General features: G+C 29.6%; 15 protein-coding genes. All 15 read right to left on the bottom strand.

Annotated features, from left to right (window positions below):
* Positions 1-54: 54 nt before the first annotated feature.
* Complete coding sequence (locus tag BUC23_RS11850) at positions 55-771, bottom strand: FkbM family methyltransferase (protein WP_073209689.1); 717 nt, start codon at positions 769-771, stop codon at positions 55-57.
* A gap of 11 nt (positions 772-782) precedes the next feature.
* A complete protein-coding gene (locus tag BUC23_RS11845; RefSeq protein ID WP_073209784.1) occupies positions 783-1,667 on the bottom strand; it encodes a glycosyltransferase family 2 protein in 885 nt (294 codons plus the stop codon).
* An 8-nt stretch (positions 1,668-1,675) separates the two neighbouring features.
* Positions 1,676-2,686 (bottom strand): glycosyltransferase family 2 protein, encoded by a 1,011-nt coding sequence (locus tag BUC23_RS11840; protein ID WP_073209687.1) that lies wholly within the window; start codon positions 2,684-2,686, stop codon positions 1,676-1,678.
* A 35-nt stretch (positions 2,687-2,721) separates the two neighbouring features.
* Positions 2,722-3,966, bottom strand: a complete 1,245-nt coding sequence (locus tag BUC23_RS11835) for a glycosyltransferase family protein (protein WP_073209685.1) — start codon at positions 3,964-3,966, stop codon at positions 2,722-2,724.
* A 6-nt stretch (positions 3,967-3,972) separates the two neighbouring features.
* Entirely contained in the window at positions 3,973-4,575 is a 603-nt protein-coding gene (locus tag BUC23_RS11830; protein ID WP_073209683.1) for an acyltransferase, read from the bottom strand.
* 8 nt (positions 4,576-4,583) lie between these two features.
* Complete coding sequence (wecB, locus tag BUC23_RS11825) at positions 4,584-5,702, bottom strand: non-hydrolyzing UDP-N-acetylglucosamine 2-epimerase (protein WP_073209681.1); 1,119 nt, start codon at positions 5,700-5,702, stop codon at positions 4,584-4,586.
* Entirely contained in the window at positions 5,699-6,631 is a 933-nt protein-coding gene (locus BUC23_RS11820) for a glycosyltransferase family 2 protein (RefSeq protein ID WP_073209679.1), read from the bottom strand. Before BUC23_RS11820 ends, wecB begins: the two co-directional genes overlap by 4 nt.
* Complete coding sequence (locus BUC23_RS11815; protein WP_073209677.1) at positions 6,628-7,650, bottom strand: glycosyltransferase family 2 protein; 1,023 nt, start codon at positions 7,648-7,650, stop codon at positions 6,628-6,630. Before BUC23_RS11815 ends, BUC23_RS11820 begins: the two co-directional genes overlap by 4 nt.
* Positions 7,637-8,872 (bottom strand): glycosyltransferase, encoded by a 1,236-nt coding sequence (locus BUC23_RS11810; protein ID WP_073209676.1) that lies wholly within the window; start codon positions 8,870-8,872, stop codon positions 7,637-7,639. Before BUC23_RS11810 ends, BUC23_RS11815 begins: the two co-directional genes overlap by 14 nt.
* A 5-nt stretch (positions 8,873-8,877) precedes the next feature.
* Positions 8,878-9,795: a glycosyltransferase family 2 protein gene (locus tag BUC23_RS11805; protein ID WP_073209674.1), complete on the bottom strand. Its 918-nt coding sequence runs from the start codon at positions 9,793-9,795 to the stop codon at positions 8,878-8,880.
* 5 nt (positions 9,796-9,800) lie between these two features.
* A complete protein-coding gene (locus BUC23_RS11800; protein WP_139259853.1) occupies positions 9,801-10,676 on the bottom strand; it encodes a GT-D fold domain-containing glycosyltransferase in 876 nt (291 codons plus the stop codon).
* A complete protein-coding gene (locus BUC23_RS11795) occupies positions 10,667-11,944 on the bottom strand; it encodes an ABC transporter ATP-binding protein (RefSeq protein ID WP_073209670.1) in 1,278 nt (425 codons plus the stop codon). Before BUC23_RS11795 ends, BUC23_RS11800 begins: the two co-directional genes overlap by 10 nt.
* Before the next feature lie 99 nt (positions 11,945-12,043).
* Positions 12,044-13,078, bottom strand: a complete 1,035-nt coding sequence (locus tag BUC23_RS11790; RefSeq protein WP_073209668.1) for a glycosyltransferase family 2 protein — start codon at positions 13,076-13,078, stop codon at positions 12,044-12,046.
* Positions 13,063-13,944, bottom strand: a complete 882-nt coding sequence (locus BUC23_RS11785; RefSeq protein ID WP_084538345.1) for an alpha-1,2-fucosyltransferase — start codon at positions 13,942-13,944, stop codon at positions 13,063-13,065. Before BUC23_RS11785 ends, BUC23_RS11790 begins: the two co-directional genes overlap by 16 nt.
* Positions 13,941-14,690 (bottom strand): class I SAM-dependent methyltransferase, encoded by a 750-nt coding sequence (locus BUC23_RS11780; RefSeq protein WP_073209664.1) that lies wholly within the window; start codon positions 14,688-14,690, stop codon positions 13,941-13,943. The genes BUC23_RS11785 and BUC23_RS11780 overlap by 4 nt, the downstream gene beginning before the upstream one ends.
* Between the last annotated feature and the right edge of the window lie 76 nt (positions 14,691-14,766).

Raw genomic sequence — 14,766 nt, 5'->3', positions numbered from 1 at the left:
TTTTACTTATTATATTTTTGTTGGTATTAGCTACAATTCAATTAAAATTCAGAATTAATTAATTTTAAAACTTTTATTAATAAATAATGCATCTGTTTTTGAGGCTAATCCATCATTCGTATACAAAACATCATAAAATCTAACCAGTTCAAATCTATTTTCCAGCAAGAAATTATAAATATCACCGAATGAAGATTGTCCAATATAATTTTCATTAAAAAATATCTCAACATATACAAATTGGATTCTATTTTGTTCCATCATTGAGGAAGCTCCCTTCAACACATTAAGTTCATAACCTTCAGTATCTGTTTTTAATAAATTTATATATGAAACATTGTTATCATTACAAAATTCATCAAGCGTGATGACCCTAACCAAATATGTTTCATTAATTTTTGCAGCCCCATAGGCTCTCTTCAAAAGAGAATTTAATGCACTCCACGAATACTCATTAAATTGAAGATTACCACAATTAGAACCTATTGCTAAATTATGAAGACTAACATTAGTATTACTAAAATTAGTTTTTAAATATTCAAAACAATATTTGCTTGGTTCAAAAGCAAATATTGTTGCGGTTGAATAGCTATGATTCATTTTTTTTAATGTTTGTCCTAAATTGGCTCCAACATCAAAAAAAACAATACCCTTATCTGGTAATTTATTTTTGATTGCCAGATACAGGTCTTCATTAAGTATCAAAATTTTATTTTTTTTATGAATTTTATACCCTAGCAAATCGAATATTTTTTTTAATCTATTTTTCATTTTTTTATGTCCTAAAATTTCAACTGACTTAATTGTCTCATTTTAATTATTAAATCTACTTTTACTGGTTTTCTATATTTCAATATTTTTGGCAAACTAAATATTACCTCTAACATAATCATAAAAAACACTTTAAAATATTTGATATCTTTTAACGCATACTTTTTGAAATTATGCCAATAGAGCTTAAAAACATTAAGCAGAGGATAAGGGTAATAAACTAAAAAATAATAAGTTGAATTTTTTAATTGTTTGCCAAATCTAAAATAATTATGACCTTTCATTTTTCTATCTTCCAAATCAATACGATGATTAATTTTAATTGTATTAGTATAAATAATATCATACCCCTTGGCAATAACTTCAATTGAAACACAAGATTCTTCTCCATAAATGTCAATCCACAATGGGAAACCGTTAATAGTTTCATAAACATCTTTGCGAATCGCAAAACCACATCCTTTAAATTCGTTACAATAATATTCCTCTTTATTACTTTCAATTTTATTTAACACTTTATTGTCTGAACTATAAACCCCTTTTATTTCTTGAAAAGCAATAATTCCTACTTTAGTATATTTTTGAAAAACAGCTTTAGTTTGGTCAATAAAATTAGAACTCAAAGGATGTGCATCATCGTCTAAACCAATTAATATTTGTCCTTGTGCTTTTGGATAAAGCATATGTCTAGCAGCAGAAGCACCTATACTTTTTTTTGTCGAATACCATTTTACCCAGTTGTGCTTATCTTTTAATAGATCCGAGTCATCTGAACAGCCATCTAAAAAAACTAGTACTTCATGTGATGATAAATCAAGTATCCTACTTAATACTTCAAGTGTTTGATTCAATTCATTTCTTCTGTTTTTTGACACAATAAGTACTGAAGCCTCCATAGAATAGTTCATTTTATAATACTTTTCAACAATTTAAATTTATTCTCGAATTTCACTGCTTTAATTAAGAATAGCCATATTTGGGGATCAATCCTGCTAACTTTAGAACGTTTCCAATAATCTAAAATTCTTCTCGATAACAAATAACTCAATTTCTTTCTGTCTGCAGTTACTAGTGAATTAGCATTATAAACATAAAAAGAATTAAAGACATCTACTAATAGCTTAATTTTAGTAATAAAATCAGACTTGGACAATTGGCTAATCTGATAATAGTATTCATAGACCTGCTCTGAAGAAAGAGTAATATGCGAATATGTCCAAAACCCGGAAATTATTGTTGATCGTTCTTCAAAATGCTTTTTTAAATTTAGAGGTGAACGATGATTACTATTTTCTAAAATTCTATATTTCATAAAAAAATCTGGTAAATTTGCAACTTGGCCCGTCTTTACAACACGAGTCCATAAATCCCAATCTTCACAAGTATTAATAGTTTCATTGTATCGCAAATTATTTTTCTGAAAATTATCACTTCTAAAAATTACTGATGAATGGCCAAAGGAAGCCGTAAAAAGCAAACAACAATTAATGTATTCATGATTCGTTGGATATTCCCAACCTGATACCGGATTTTGTCGCATATCTTGCAACCAGTAGCCTTGCGTTCCACATAGTATTATTTCTTTATTTTTATCCAAAAATTCCAATTGCTTTTCAAATCTATTAGGATATGACCAATCATCGGCATCCATTCGGGCAATGAACTCATAGTGAGGAAGTAATTCGTCTAATCCCTTATTCAACGATTTAGCAATACCCAAATTAGCTATATTCTTCCTATAAAAAATTCGTTGATCCTTGTATTGTGATATAATTTCTTCCGTGTTATCCGTTGAAAAATCATCATAGATGTACAAATCAAAATTGCCAAAACTTTGATTCAAAACAGAATCAATACTTTCTCTTATATATGGAGCCGCATTATAAGTAGGCAGTAAGACTGCAAGTTTTTTCATTGTTTTTTTCTCTTCTTAAAAAAATTAACCATAAATTAATTTTTTAGCAAATTGTTAATGGTTTTCTTTAAATAATCAGCCGAAAGATAATCTTCTAAATCACTTCGATTCAAAAATAAATTAGCTGGATTTTGTCTCCATAAATGATATAGTTTTTCTATTATCGAGGCGATTTTTGGAATATCGTCTACTTCTGACCAAAATTCGTAATCATTTCCTAACAATCTTTTCGTTTCACTATAGAAAGGGGCTAATGAAAAAATAGTTCTATTAGCTTCGACACAATGCGGGAACTTAGCGGGTAGAAACGGACTGATCTCAGATTTTGCTTCTAAAATAATATTTACTGCGGTATGTTTTTGAAGATGATATACTGCTTCAAAAGAAATGTTCCCGTCTAGAACATGGAGTTCCGGAATACTTTCTTGATATTCTCCAAGCATTTTACTATAACCGGAAGAAGGACCTACCAAAAGAAGACGAACATCCTTTTTAGCCCTTGGGTATTTATTTAAAAATAACTTTAATCCTTCAATTAATCCTTCCGGCGAACGCTGTTGCATCAGGTTTCCTGCATGAAGTAAATTGAATTTTGAAACGTCAAAATAATCTGGAAAAACCATGTTTTTCAGCATATATTTTGCGTTTTGATGTGGTATTACAATCCCTGTTTTTAGAAAATTAGGATAATAGCTACCCATCCATTCTAACAATAATTGACTAGGGAACCCGCTATATTGAGCTTTCTGAGAGACCTTTAAAAAAAAGGCTTCTCGAGCTTTATAACTCGATTCAACCCAATTGTATGGTCGGGGGAAAAAATGAAACGGATAAGGATCATGAACATAAGCTAACCATCTATCATGTAATTCTGGAATCTTTAAAAGAGCATAATGAGGTCTAAAACTTCCCCCTTTACTCAAGGTAAGAACTAAATCAGGTTGAAATTTGAGTTTTTTTAAAGCTCCCACAATACTATTGGTATCATTAAAAAAAGTAAAAGAAAACCCAAATAGCTGTTCTAAAAAAGGAGCAGCATTAATAGTTGAATTTCTGGAAAAAACGCGCTGCAGACGACTTAAAAGATACAACGGACTATATTTTATTTCTGGAATAGAAACGCAATTAACGTCAGAAAGCTGTATGTTTTTTAATGTATAATGGTATACCAAAACATCATAGCCAGATTCGACTAGATTTGTAATTAGGGCAACATTGGCCTTAGAGCCACTACTGTCTTCAATGTTTATAGAATCAACTACCACAAGTATTTTTTTCATAAAATATTACCAATTTATTCTCCAATCAATATTTCGTTTCACAACCTGTGAGAGATTACCCGCTATAATAGTCTGATTTTCATCAAAAATCCCCGTCACGACACTTCCTAAGCCAATTAAATTAATAGATTCGATTTTTACACCCGGAGCAATTAAGGACGAAGAACCAATGTAGACATCATCTTTAATAGTTATTGATAAATCTTTATCACTGTTCTTAGTGTGAATCGAACCATGAGTCCAAAATTGACTATTTCTACCTGCTATCCATGTATTATTTCCTATTTGAATGTTATTCCATAAATCAAAATAATGATTGTTAATAATCCTTGAGTTAGTCCCAATAGAAAAATTTGCACCACCTTGGATTATGTTTCCAGAATGAATTACAGTATTAGATCCAATAAGCAATTCGTTACAAAATATAGTGTTATTGTTAGCCAAATACACATTATCCCCAATGGTAACCTTATTACAATTGATATAACTTTTTCCGATTTTTACATTTTTACCGATCGCATAGCCTAATAATTCCCTTAACAGAAATACTCTTAAAGAAGAGAAAGGCAAATGTTTGATTATTTTTAACACAATTTGTTTTGTTGTCATTCGCAATTTCACAATTTGTTTTGTTTAAAAATATTTAAGTATTTAACAATTTTATCACAAGCATCTCCTTTTCCATAAGGATTTAATTGTAATTCAAAAATTTTAAAATGATCTAACTTATAATTGATACTTTCAACTATGTTATTTTTATCCGTTCCTACTAATTCAGAAAATCCTGCTTCTAGGCCTTCAGGTCTTTCCGAAACGGTTCTGGTGACTAAAACCGGTATTCCCAGGGAAGGTGCTTCTTCTTGAATTCCTCCTGAATCAGTAACAATCAAATAAGATTGTTGCATCAACCAGACAAATGCTGGATAGGAAACAGGTGCGATAAGATATATATTTTTTTTACCATCCAATTCCTCATAAATGACATCCGTTACATTTGGATTCATATGAACAGGATATACGATAGCTACATCATCTCTTTCCGAAATGGTTAGGAGAGCACTACACAAATTTCTAAAACCATCACCATAATTTTCTCTGCGGTGTCCAGTTACTAAAACTATTTTTTTATTCGTTGGGATAACATTTTTTAAAGACTCAATTTCCGGATACAAATATTCTGGTGATTCTATTTTATTAATCGTCCATAATAAGGAATCTATAACGGTGTTGCCCGTTTCTACAATATTACTGTTAGAAATCCCTTCGTTTAATAAATTTTTGGTAGCCTGATTTGTAGGTGTAAAATGAATATCGGCCAATCTGCTGGTGACTTGTCTATTCACTTCTTCGGGAAAAGGAGCTTGTTTATTATACGTTCGTAGTCCTGCTTCAATATGCCCTACCTTTATCCCTGAATTAAAAGCTGCCAAAGCTACTACAGATGAAGTTGTAGTGTCTCCATGCACTAAAACTAAATTAGGTTTTGCGTCTGCAAACACTTCATCAATTTTAAATAATATATTCGCACTCAAACCATTCAGGCTTTGATTGGGTTGCATTAAATTCAAATCATAATCTGGAATAATACCAAAAAAATCTAAAACCTGATCCAGCATTTCACGATGTTGCGCCGTAACACATACTTTTACTTCAAAATTATTATTTAGGAGTTCATGATACAATGGCGCCATTTTTATAGCTTCAGGCCTGGTACCAAAACAGAGTAGAATTTTCATTTATTAAATGTTATTGCTTTTTTTATTCTATACGCTGATAATCTTAAAGGGAAGGTGGCATAAAAAACTTGCCATTTAAATTTTTCAAAAAAGGTCAATGCTAGTAAATTCATGAATTTATTAAACAAATCATACTCTTTAAAACCATAAGATATTGTAACAAAATAACGAATTAAAGAATGGGTAAACAATCCTTTTTCTTTCAGATTTTTGAGAACCAATACAATAGCATCCACGTTTGAAGATGTTCTAATAGGATCAAGTCTATAATACTGTCCTGTCATTGAATTAGAATGTTTTCTTGCAAAAAATAAACTTTTTTCTATTGAAATTCCCTTAATGCCTGTTGACAATATCCTAGAATATAATTCCCATTCTTCCGCATGCAATAGATGTTCAACATAACGATTATTAGTAAAACACTCTTTCTTCCATAAAACAGCGCAAGAATTAAATGGCAAATCTTGATTTAATAATCTTTCAACATCATTTATACCAATAAAAAAAGTATCGTATTCTTTTGACATATCAAATTGATAATCAAAATCATCATAAAAAACATTTCGAATATACCTACAAAATGAAACGTCATTTCTAGATAATTCCAACACGCACAATTCTAAATTTAAAGGATGAACAATATCGTCATCGTCAAAAAAGATAACATAATCTCCTTTTGCCAAATCCAATCCGTAATTACGTGTCCCCGGTAATCCTTTTTTGTATTTTTCAGGACGTTTTAAATATTGAAATCGTTTATCCTCTTCCAGTAGTGGTGAAATAACTGCAACGGTATTATCAGTACCACCATCATCTATAATCAAACATTCCCAATTTGTAAAAGATTGATTTATTATAGATTTCAAAGTTTCTACAATATAAATCTCTCTATTATAGGTCGCCATGATAATCGTTATTTTCGGTTTCATTTACTTAATTTGAAAAATGAATATTTAATTATTATTTTAAAAGAATTCTTGTCAATTATATAAAAGTTATTTTTAATTAAAAATAATGATTGTAGAAAAATATTTTCAGGAGATTTGTTTAATATCCAGATTTCTAATTTCTTTTTAAAAAATACTCTTTTAAGTAATTTAATGTTAGAAAAGTTGATGTTTTTTAATAAGTGTTCTTCAAAATTTTTAATTTTTACATTATGTTTTATTAACCACTCATAGCTTACAACCTGACGAGTCAGAACATTTGTTAAAAAATCTGCAACTACTTCATAATCTTTTTCTAAAATTTTTTTACAAAAATTATTATAGGTTTTTTTTATATTATTCCTAAAAAGTTCACCAGCTTCAATATCATTATTTATTTTGCTTGTTAAACTATCTTCGTGTTTTCTATAATTATATAATATTTTCTTAACTTGAAAATAGCTACTATGAATAATTGCACGCAACCAAAAATCATAATCTTCTATTAGAAATAAATTTTCATCATATCCTTGATTTCTATCAAAAACTTCTTTTTTATAAAGGAAGCATGAGCCTATAAAATTTCCAAAAATAATATTTTCAAAACCTACAAAATGAAAATCTATTATCTTTTCACCGTCCTTATTTATCAAAGCAATATCGCTATAAACAATATCAACATTGTTTTCAAAAAGAGATTTATTAAGCTCTTCAAAAGCATCTAATTCATAAATATTATCATCGCTAGTCCAAGAAATAAGCCCCCCCCTTGCTTGATTATGACCTATATTTAAGCTCGCAGGAAGCTTTTTGTTTTCTTCATTATTTATGATTCTAACTCTATCATCTAACGCTGCATATTGATTGACAATATCCAAAGTACTATCGGTCGAACAATCATTAACGATTATTAACTCAATATTTTTGTATGTTTGATTCAAACAACTTTCTATAGATTGCGACAAATATTTTTCTCCATTGTGCACTGGAAGAATGATCGATATCAAGTTATTTTTTTCCATTGCATAAATTACTATATACCCCCCCCCATTTTTGATCTATTATTTTTTGGGCAAAATTTTTATTCGCAAAAATAATTGCTTTATTGCTCATTTTTGCATACATCTCTGTATCTTCTATTAATAATTTAACTTTATTAAACATACAATCAATATCATATTCATTACAAACAAAACCAGACACTCCATCTTCAATAGTATACTTTACACCTCCAGAATCAAACGCAATTACTGGTAATCCACAAGCTTGCGCTTCTAATGTTGCTAATCCTTGAGTTTCTCTTCTTCCGTCTGGCAATGCGACCGCAGGTAACAAGTACAGACCATGATCCCATAATTCTTGTCGCACTTCCATTTGGGACTTCCTTCCTTTCATAAAAACCTTATCTTGCAATTTATATTGTTTGATCAAATTTTCTAGATTTCCCCTCTCCGACCCTTCCCCAATAATGGTCAAACTAACATCCATTCCTTTATTAATAAGTTGAGCTACTGCCTCAATACAAAAATGATGTCCTTTTACTTTGTCCAAACGGCCAACAGTAATCAATTTCAATGTTTTATGCATTTTTATCTCTTTATTTGGATAAAAAAAGCCCGTATCAACACCGACAGGAATGATTGAAAGTAATTCTTTTGGGCATCCTAATTCAATGATTTTATCCGCCAAATAGGGAGTATTAGCCGTTATTAAATTTCCGTTAACAAATAGATTATTATAATAGCCATTATTAGGAATAAAGCCATTAATAGGGAAAAAAGCATCATGTCCATGAAAAGTTACTACTAATGCAGGTTTAAAACCAGTTTTTTTTAGAATATCTAAAGGTTTTGAATTGGTTCCGTATTGAACATGAAAAATAGCAACTTCATTAAATTGATTATAATAAAACCATTGAAATAACCAAGTTAAACTGAATTTCGTGTTTTCTTTATGAAAATTAATAATTGGTTTAATATTTTTAAAATTTGAAACTAAAATAAAGAACCATTTTAGCAATCTTATACCCTTATTTTTTGGGATCCTATAGTCTTCTATTATAATCTTTTCTTCAATTTCATATTTCTTTATTAAATCCAGTTGTTTACTAGTTTCAAAGTCCAATAATTCTCCAATTAACAATCGTACATCATAGCCGCATTTTATGGCGGTAATAATTTGTGCCAAAATAAACGTTTCAGACAAATGAGGAAATTGCTCTATTTTAAAAATAATTTTATTCATAAAATTTAGATTTCTAAGTAATTAGAACCTTTTATTTTATTTCTCATAACACTCTTTTTTATCGCAGAAACATCTACTTTCCTATATTTTTCAAATAAAGATTTTGCTTTTTCTATTTCAAAAGCAATTACTTTAAAAATTACTTTTTTCAACATATATACCTTAAAATTAAATAGTTGCTTGTGATTATCGGTATTTATGTTTGCATACTTTACATACACACTATTCAGAAATTGCCTAAAGTATTTTTCACTACCTGCTTCTCCTATCTGATAATTACTATTGTTACTATCATGATAAATAATTGCATTAGGTATTATACCAATTTTAAAACCATGGAACAATACTCTTTGACAATAATTATCGTCCTCCCCATATAAAAAAAACAAAGGATCAAATCCTCCAACTTTATAAAAAACATCTTTCGGAATAAACCAAGCTGCAGCATTAATAAAGTATATTTCATAAATATCCTTTGAGTAACAACCTACAATAAGATCTGAAACTAAACTCGACGCATTAAAAGGACTAACAATTTTTAGGAAACTATAATCAACAGCACTTCCATTTCCATTTAAATGAATTGGCGATATAATTCCATAATATGAATTTTGTTGATAGGCAGTAATTAATTTTTTTATACAATCTGTTTGTGCAAAAGCATCTTGATTCAATAAAAATACAGCATCAGCTTCATTTTGTAAAGCATAATTTATTCCTATATTATTAGCTATACCAAAACCGTAATTGGTTGTTTGTGATAACAACTTTACTGAAGGAAAATTTGTTTCAATATAAGTAACAGTATCATCAGAAGAATTGTTATCTACAACTACTACCTCACTTTGGCCGACAATACTTTTTAAGCATTTATCGATCCAATCCATTCCATTATAAGTCACTATAATTGTTAATACTTTCATACGTTTTAATCCAACTTGTTTAGTATGCTTTTTAATTTAACTGCTCCTCCCGCTAAATCAATCCACAGGCGGGTATTATCATCATTGAATGCATCTAATAAACTTCCAAAATCAAACAAATATACATTGAACCCTTTCTTTAAAATTCTTTTTTGCAGGATCCGGCCTGGGCAACCCATCGCTACTACTACTACTTGAAATACGTTCTTGTTTTTATCTAACTCCGCTACCAATTCCTTCTCTATTCTGTCAATTTCATTATAGGAATTAGCCTCCGGTGTCTTAATGTGCTTTTCTGAAAATAATTTCCTTAACACCTCCGGCTTGAGACTCTTATTACCCACAAAAATAGGGTTAGTATTTTTCAAAAAACGCAAAAATTCAATACAGGCTTCTTGATTGAATGTAGCTAGATAATGCAACGCAACAGGCGTATATATATTTTTAAAATCAATAAAAGACTCTGTTACTGCTAAATATTTGAGTGCGTCTACATCAGAAACCAAATGCATATTGGAAGTCATACCTTCTTCATAACCAAACAATTCAGAGTTTAATGGAAAAGCTTTATGAATATTATAACTTTTATACTTTATAGCTTGTCTCATTTCTTTAGCCATTTTTTTATGCGACTGGTGCAATATATCATCTTTTCCAAGCATTAAAAATATATCTCCATCACCAAATCGCATATAAGCTCCAATTTTTTTGTTGGAAATACTGTTTTGAATATCTATTAAGGTTTCTATTGACGATCTTATCTTTATATTTTGAGTAAGGAACAGTTTTTCTTTCTCTGAAATTTTTGGCCAAATTTCTTTAGTTTTATATATTCCGTAAAAATTCAATATTGCTTTAATTTTATTTTTGATTAACTCCATTCTGATTTTAAAAATGTTTTTGGTGACCAAATTGATGTATATTCAAAACCTGTATTATTTACATCATGACTAAGAATATTAAAATTAATAGCACTTTGCCAATCTTCAAAATTATCATCGCCTGGAACATGTAATACAAAACGTATTGAATAATCCCCGGGTAACAAACCGGCCGAGTCTATTTTACAATTTATTAAAGTCGTTTGTTTTGGATAATATATATTATTCATCTTACCGCTTGAACAAATAGCAAATTGTTCATCAAAACTGTTATAAATAAACCAAACTGCGGCATATTGACGAGTTTCTTCTAGATCCGGTTGTATAATTAAATCCAAGCTAATAATTTCGCCAGCAGAGAAAAAACTTTTATGTATGCCTTTTATATTTGTCAATTCACATTGCAAAATTTTTGGTCCTTTACTATATTCTTTAATTTTGTTAATGACCGGATTCAAATAAGTTAATTTATTTTGCTGATTAATATAAAAATCAATTGCGGCATTTGTGCTACCACTGAATACGGAACATCCATTATTTAAAACTATACATCTAGAGCATAATTTTCTTACTGCTGCCATATTGTGGCTTACGAATATTACTGTTCTGCCATTCGTTCGGGATATATCTTGCATCTTTCCGATGGCTTTTTTCTGGAATTCATCATCCCCTACTGCTAAAACCTCATCTATTACCAATATTTCTGGCTCAAGAAAAGCGGCAACTGCAAATGCCAATCGCACTGTCATTCCGCTACTATAACGCTTTACAGGGGTGTCAATATAACGTTCGCATCCTGAAAAATCAATAATTTCGTCCAGTTTTGAAGTAACTTCTTTTTTGGTCATGCCTAGGATAGCGCCATTAAGATAAACATTTTCTCTACCTGTCAGTTCTGGATTAAATCCTGTTCCTACTTCAAGTAAAGAGGCAATTCGTCCTCTGGACTTGATGCTTCCGGTTGTGGGAGCAGTGACTTTAGACAATATTTTTAACAAAGTAGATTTTCCTGCACCATTTTTCCCAATAATCCCCAAAACCTCCCCATGCATTAGATCAAAATTAATATCTTGTAAAGCCCATACATAATCACTCGTACCTTTAGTACTTCGGTTATTGCTATCTCCTATTTTTAAGTATGGGTTTTCTTTACCACGTATCTGATGCCACCACCGGTTCAAATCATGACTCAATGTACCAGTGCCTACCTGCCCCAAGCGGTACTGTTTGGATATATTTTCGGCTTTTAATATAATGTCTTTACTCATAATTATTGTACGTACTTAAAAAAATCTGTAGTTCAACAGCTCTTTCTCTTTTGATCCTTTTTTAGATCTTTGTATAAACGAACATATTTTTAAAAAATCTTATGATTTATAAAAAATTAGTGATTTTAGAGCTAATTTAATTTCACTTTTGATGTCTAATTTAAAATGAAGTGAATATTTAATTTTAAGATATTCAAAATATGTTTTAGGTACAAAATTATTTCTTTTTAAGAAATAACTATTAATTACTATTTTTTCCAAATTTAACATCTCTTTTTTAAAACCTATTGGTTCATATAAAGCTTTAGTATTTGATTTTAATAATTTTATTTGTACCTTTTTAAAAACATTAATATCATTATAATTAATATCCAGCCCGTTATTTAAAACCTTATTTAAAACAATACGCTCATCCGACAATAATTCCAGTTCTAATAAATTAAATAGGTTGCGTTTTGTTTCAAACACACTTTGTTTTTGTTTAGCACCATTTTTTTTAGAAACCTGACTATTGTGGATGCGATAATGCAGTAAAACTTCCTGTAAATTACGGAAAATTCCTTTCGATATCAACCTAACCCATAAATCATAATCTTCTGCAGGTTCTTTTAAAACATCATAAACAATATGCAACTCATCTAATGATCGCCTTCTCATCATTACAGAAGGGTGTGCCATACAATTTCCTTTTAAAAATGCTAATTTAATAGCGTCATGATCCTCTGGTAGTTTTATAATTCTATTCGACCCAATGATACTAAACCATGTCCCACATACTATGACATTCTGATTCGCTTCTAAAAAAGCAACTTGCTTTGCAAAACGTAGCGAAAGGCTAATATCGTCTCCATCCATTCTAGCTATATATTTACCTTTAGCTAATTGTAACCCCAAATTTAAACTATTCGAAAGCCCCGTATTTATCGGTTTTTGAATTAACTGAATACGAGAATCATTAAATTTTTTTATAATAGAAACGGTTTTGTCTGTTGATGCATCATCTATTATTATAAACTCAAAATCCTTTTCAGTTTGATTTAAAATACTATTAATAGCTTCATTTATATACAATTGACAGTTGTAAACTGGCATCAATACAGTTATTTTGGGCGGAGAATTTAAATAAGAATCCATTCGGGAGGTATTAAATCATTAGCCTTTTTTTCGACATTTGCAAACCAAAGCTTTGGTGCAATTACTACTTTGGTGGGGTTATCATTCAACCAAGCAGCCCACCAACTAAAAGTACTGTTAGCTATAATATTATGACTACAAAAACTCATTAAACACATATCCTTCCAACTATTTTCATTTTTATTATGATCTATAAATAATTTCGGATAAGGTAAATACTCAAATTGTTCCTTTACCCAATCACTATCATCCGAAAAGAATAGTAATGTAAATGTTTTGTATTGAGAAGCTAATAATGAAATCGCATCCAAATAATAACCTAAAGCACAATTACCATGAAATTGTTGCGTGATTTTATCATTCACATAATCTCCTCTCCTAATATGTACCGAAATTGTATTAGATTTTTCAATAATGGATAATATATTTTTATTTTGCAAGTCTAATTCTTCTATGGGAAATGAAAATATCTTTTTTATAAATTTTTCATTTCCAATAAAATATTTATAACTCTGAAAGTAACCATTTATATAGACTGGAGATCTTAAATCTAAAGCTTTTTTATAAAATCCAAAATAAGGTTCGATATATATTTTAGGATAATTTAGACTACATTTTCTTTTTAGCTTATTTAGATTCGTCAAATGATGAAATGAAATTATATTCGGGCTAGAAGCCTCATTATATGCGTTATTAAAAATAGCTAGCTCAAAATTTCTAGGAGTGCAAACATCTCTTGTTCCATTTAATTTAAAGAGCTTCTTATCTATTAAAACTAATGCTTTATTATTTTTTGCAAGAACACTTGCAAATGCAAATTGAAACATTTGGTTTCCAAGACCTCCTTGAAGTTGAATGATAATCATTTTTTTCTTGCTATAACATGATACCCAAAACATAACAGCTCTGATGAATTAGAATCAGTATCCGATAAATTCTGAAGTAATGCCTTTAACTTAATAATTCCATTAGTTTGGGTTTTATTAAACTTTTTATTACTATACTTTTTAGCCATATGCGGTAATCTATTTACCTCTTGAGCTAAATACTCAAAATAATTTCCGTTAGGAATTATTTCAATAGTCTTAAAACCATTTTTTTCTAACTCTTCTTCATAAAAAAATCTATTAAATCCAGAATAAAAATGATATGGTGCAAAATGAGTTAAACTACAAAATGGCGCTGTTATAATTAGATAACCATCACTTTTCAGAAGTCGTGAAAATTCTTTTATTGCCTCTCGTGGATTAACAATATGCTCAAAAACCTCAGTACACATTACGGCATCAAAAGACTCATCCTCTCTTGGAATAGAGGCAATATCAGAAATAATATCAAGGTGACCATAATCCCACTTTACCATTTGCAATCCTGAATTTAAATTTTCTGGCTTATATTGTGCAAAGTCTTGTGAAACATATTGAAGATGTTTACAAAATTCCTTAAATTGTTGTTCCCCTGCACCCGCATCTAATATTTTAAAACCTGCAGGAATTTTTTTTAAAGCTTCCTCAAGCCAGTTAATCCTTGTACTCTCATTTAAAGTCCCAACGATTATAGGTTGACTATTTTTTTTGAAAATATATTTTTTTATGGTCTGTTTTAAATTCATTTGAAAAATTTTTAGAGTTAAAATAATGAAAACATATCACCTTATTCCTTATTTTATATTTATTCTATTAACAATT

This window comes from Flavobacterium xinjiangense (assembly GCF_900142885.1).
GTDB lineage: Bacteria > Bacteroidota > Bacteroidia > Flavobacteriales > Flavobacteriaceae > Flavobacterium > Flavobacterium xinjiangense.
Note: the sequence above shows the minus strand (reverse complement) of the source record. Positions and strands in the feature narration are given on the sequence as shown.

Excerpts from the sequence above, each read along its gene's own strand:
- BUC23_RS11850 (WP_073209689.1), bottom strand. The coding sequence starts at position 771 with ATGAAAAATAGATTAAAAAAAATATTCGATTTGCTAGGGTATAAAATT.
- BUC23_RS11845 (WP_073209784.1), bottom strand. The coding sequence starts at position 1,667 with ATGGAGGCTTCAGTACTTATTGTGTCAAAAAACAGAAGAAATGAATTG.
- BUC23_RS11840 (WP_073209687.1), bottom strand. The coding sequence starts at position 2,686 with ATGAAAAAACTTGCAGTCTTACTGCCTACTTATAATGCGGCTCCATAT.
- BUC23_RS11835 (WP_073209685.1), bottom strand. The coding sequence starts at position 3,966 with ATGAAAAAAATACTTGTGGTAGTTGATTCTATAAACATTGAAGACAGT.
- BUC23_RS11830 (WP_073209683.1), bottom strand. The coding sequence starts at position 4,575 with ATGACAACAAAACAAATTGTGTTAAAAATAATCAAACATTTGCCTTTC.
- wecB (WP_073209681.1), bottom strand. The coding sequence starts at position 5,702 with ATGAAAATTCTACTCTGTTTTGGTACCAGGCCTGAAGCTATAAAAATG.
- BUC23_RS11820 (WP_073209679.1), bottom strand. The coding sequence starts at position 6,631 with ATGAAACCGAAAATAACGATTATCATGGCGACCTATAATAGAGAGATT.
- BUC23_RS11815 (WP_073209677.1), bottom strand. The coding sequence starts at position 7,650 with ATGGAAAAAAATAACTTGATATCGATCATTCTTCCAGTGCACAATGGA.
- BUC23_RS11810 (WP_073209676.1), bottom strand. The coding sequence starts at position 8,872 with ATGAATAAAATTATTTTTAAAATAGAGCAATTTCCTCATTTGTCTGAA.
- BUC23_RS11805 (WP_073209674.1), bottom strand. The coding sequence starts at position 9,795 with ATGAAAGTATTAACAATTATAGTGACTTATAATGGAATGGATTGGATC.
- BUC23_RS11800 (WP_139259853.1), bottom strand. The coding sequence starts at position 10,676 with ATGGAGTTAATCAAAAATAAAATTAAAGCAATATTGAATTTTTACGGA.
- BUC23_RS11795 (WP_073209670.1), bottom strand. The coding sequence starts at position 11,944 with ATGAGTAAAGACATTATATTAAAAGCCGAAAATATATCCAAACAGTAC.
- BUC23_RS11790 (WP_073209668.1), bottom strand. The coding sequence starts at position 13,078 with ATGGATTCTTATTTAAATTCTCCGCCCAAAATAACTGTATTGATGCCA.
- BUC23_RS11785 (WP_084538345.1), bottom strand. The coding sequence starts at position 13,944 with ATGATTATCATTCAACTTCAAGGAGGTCTTGGAAACCAAATGTTTCAA.
- BUC23_RS11780 (WP_073209664.1), bottom strand. The coding sequence starts at position 14,690 with ATGAATTTAAAACAGACCATAAAAAAATATATTTTCAAAAAAAATAGT.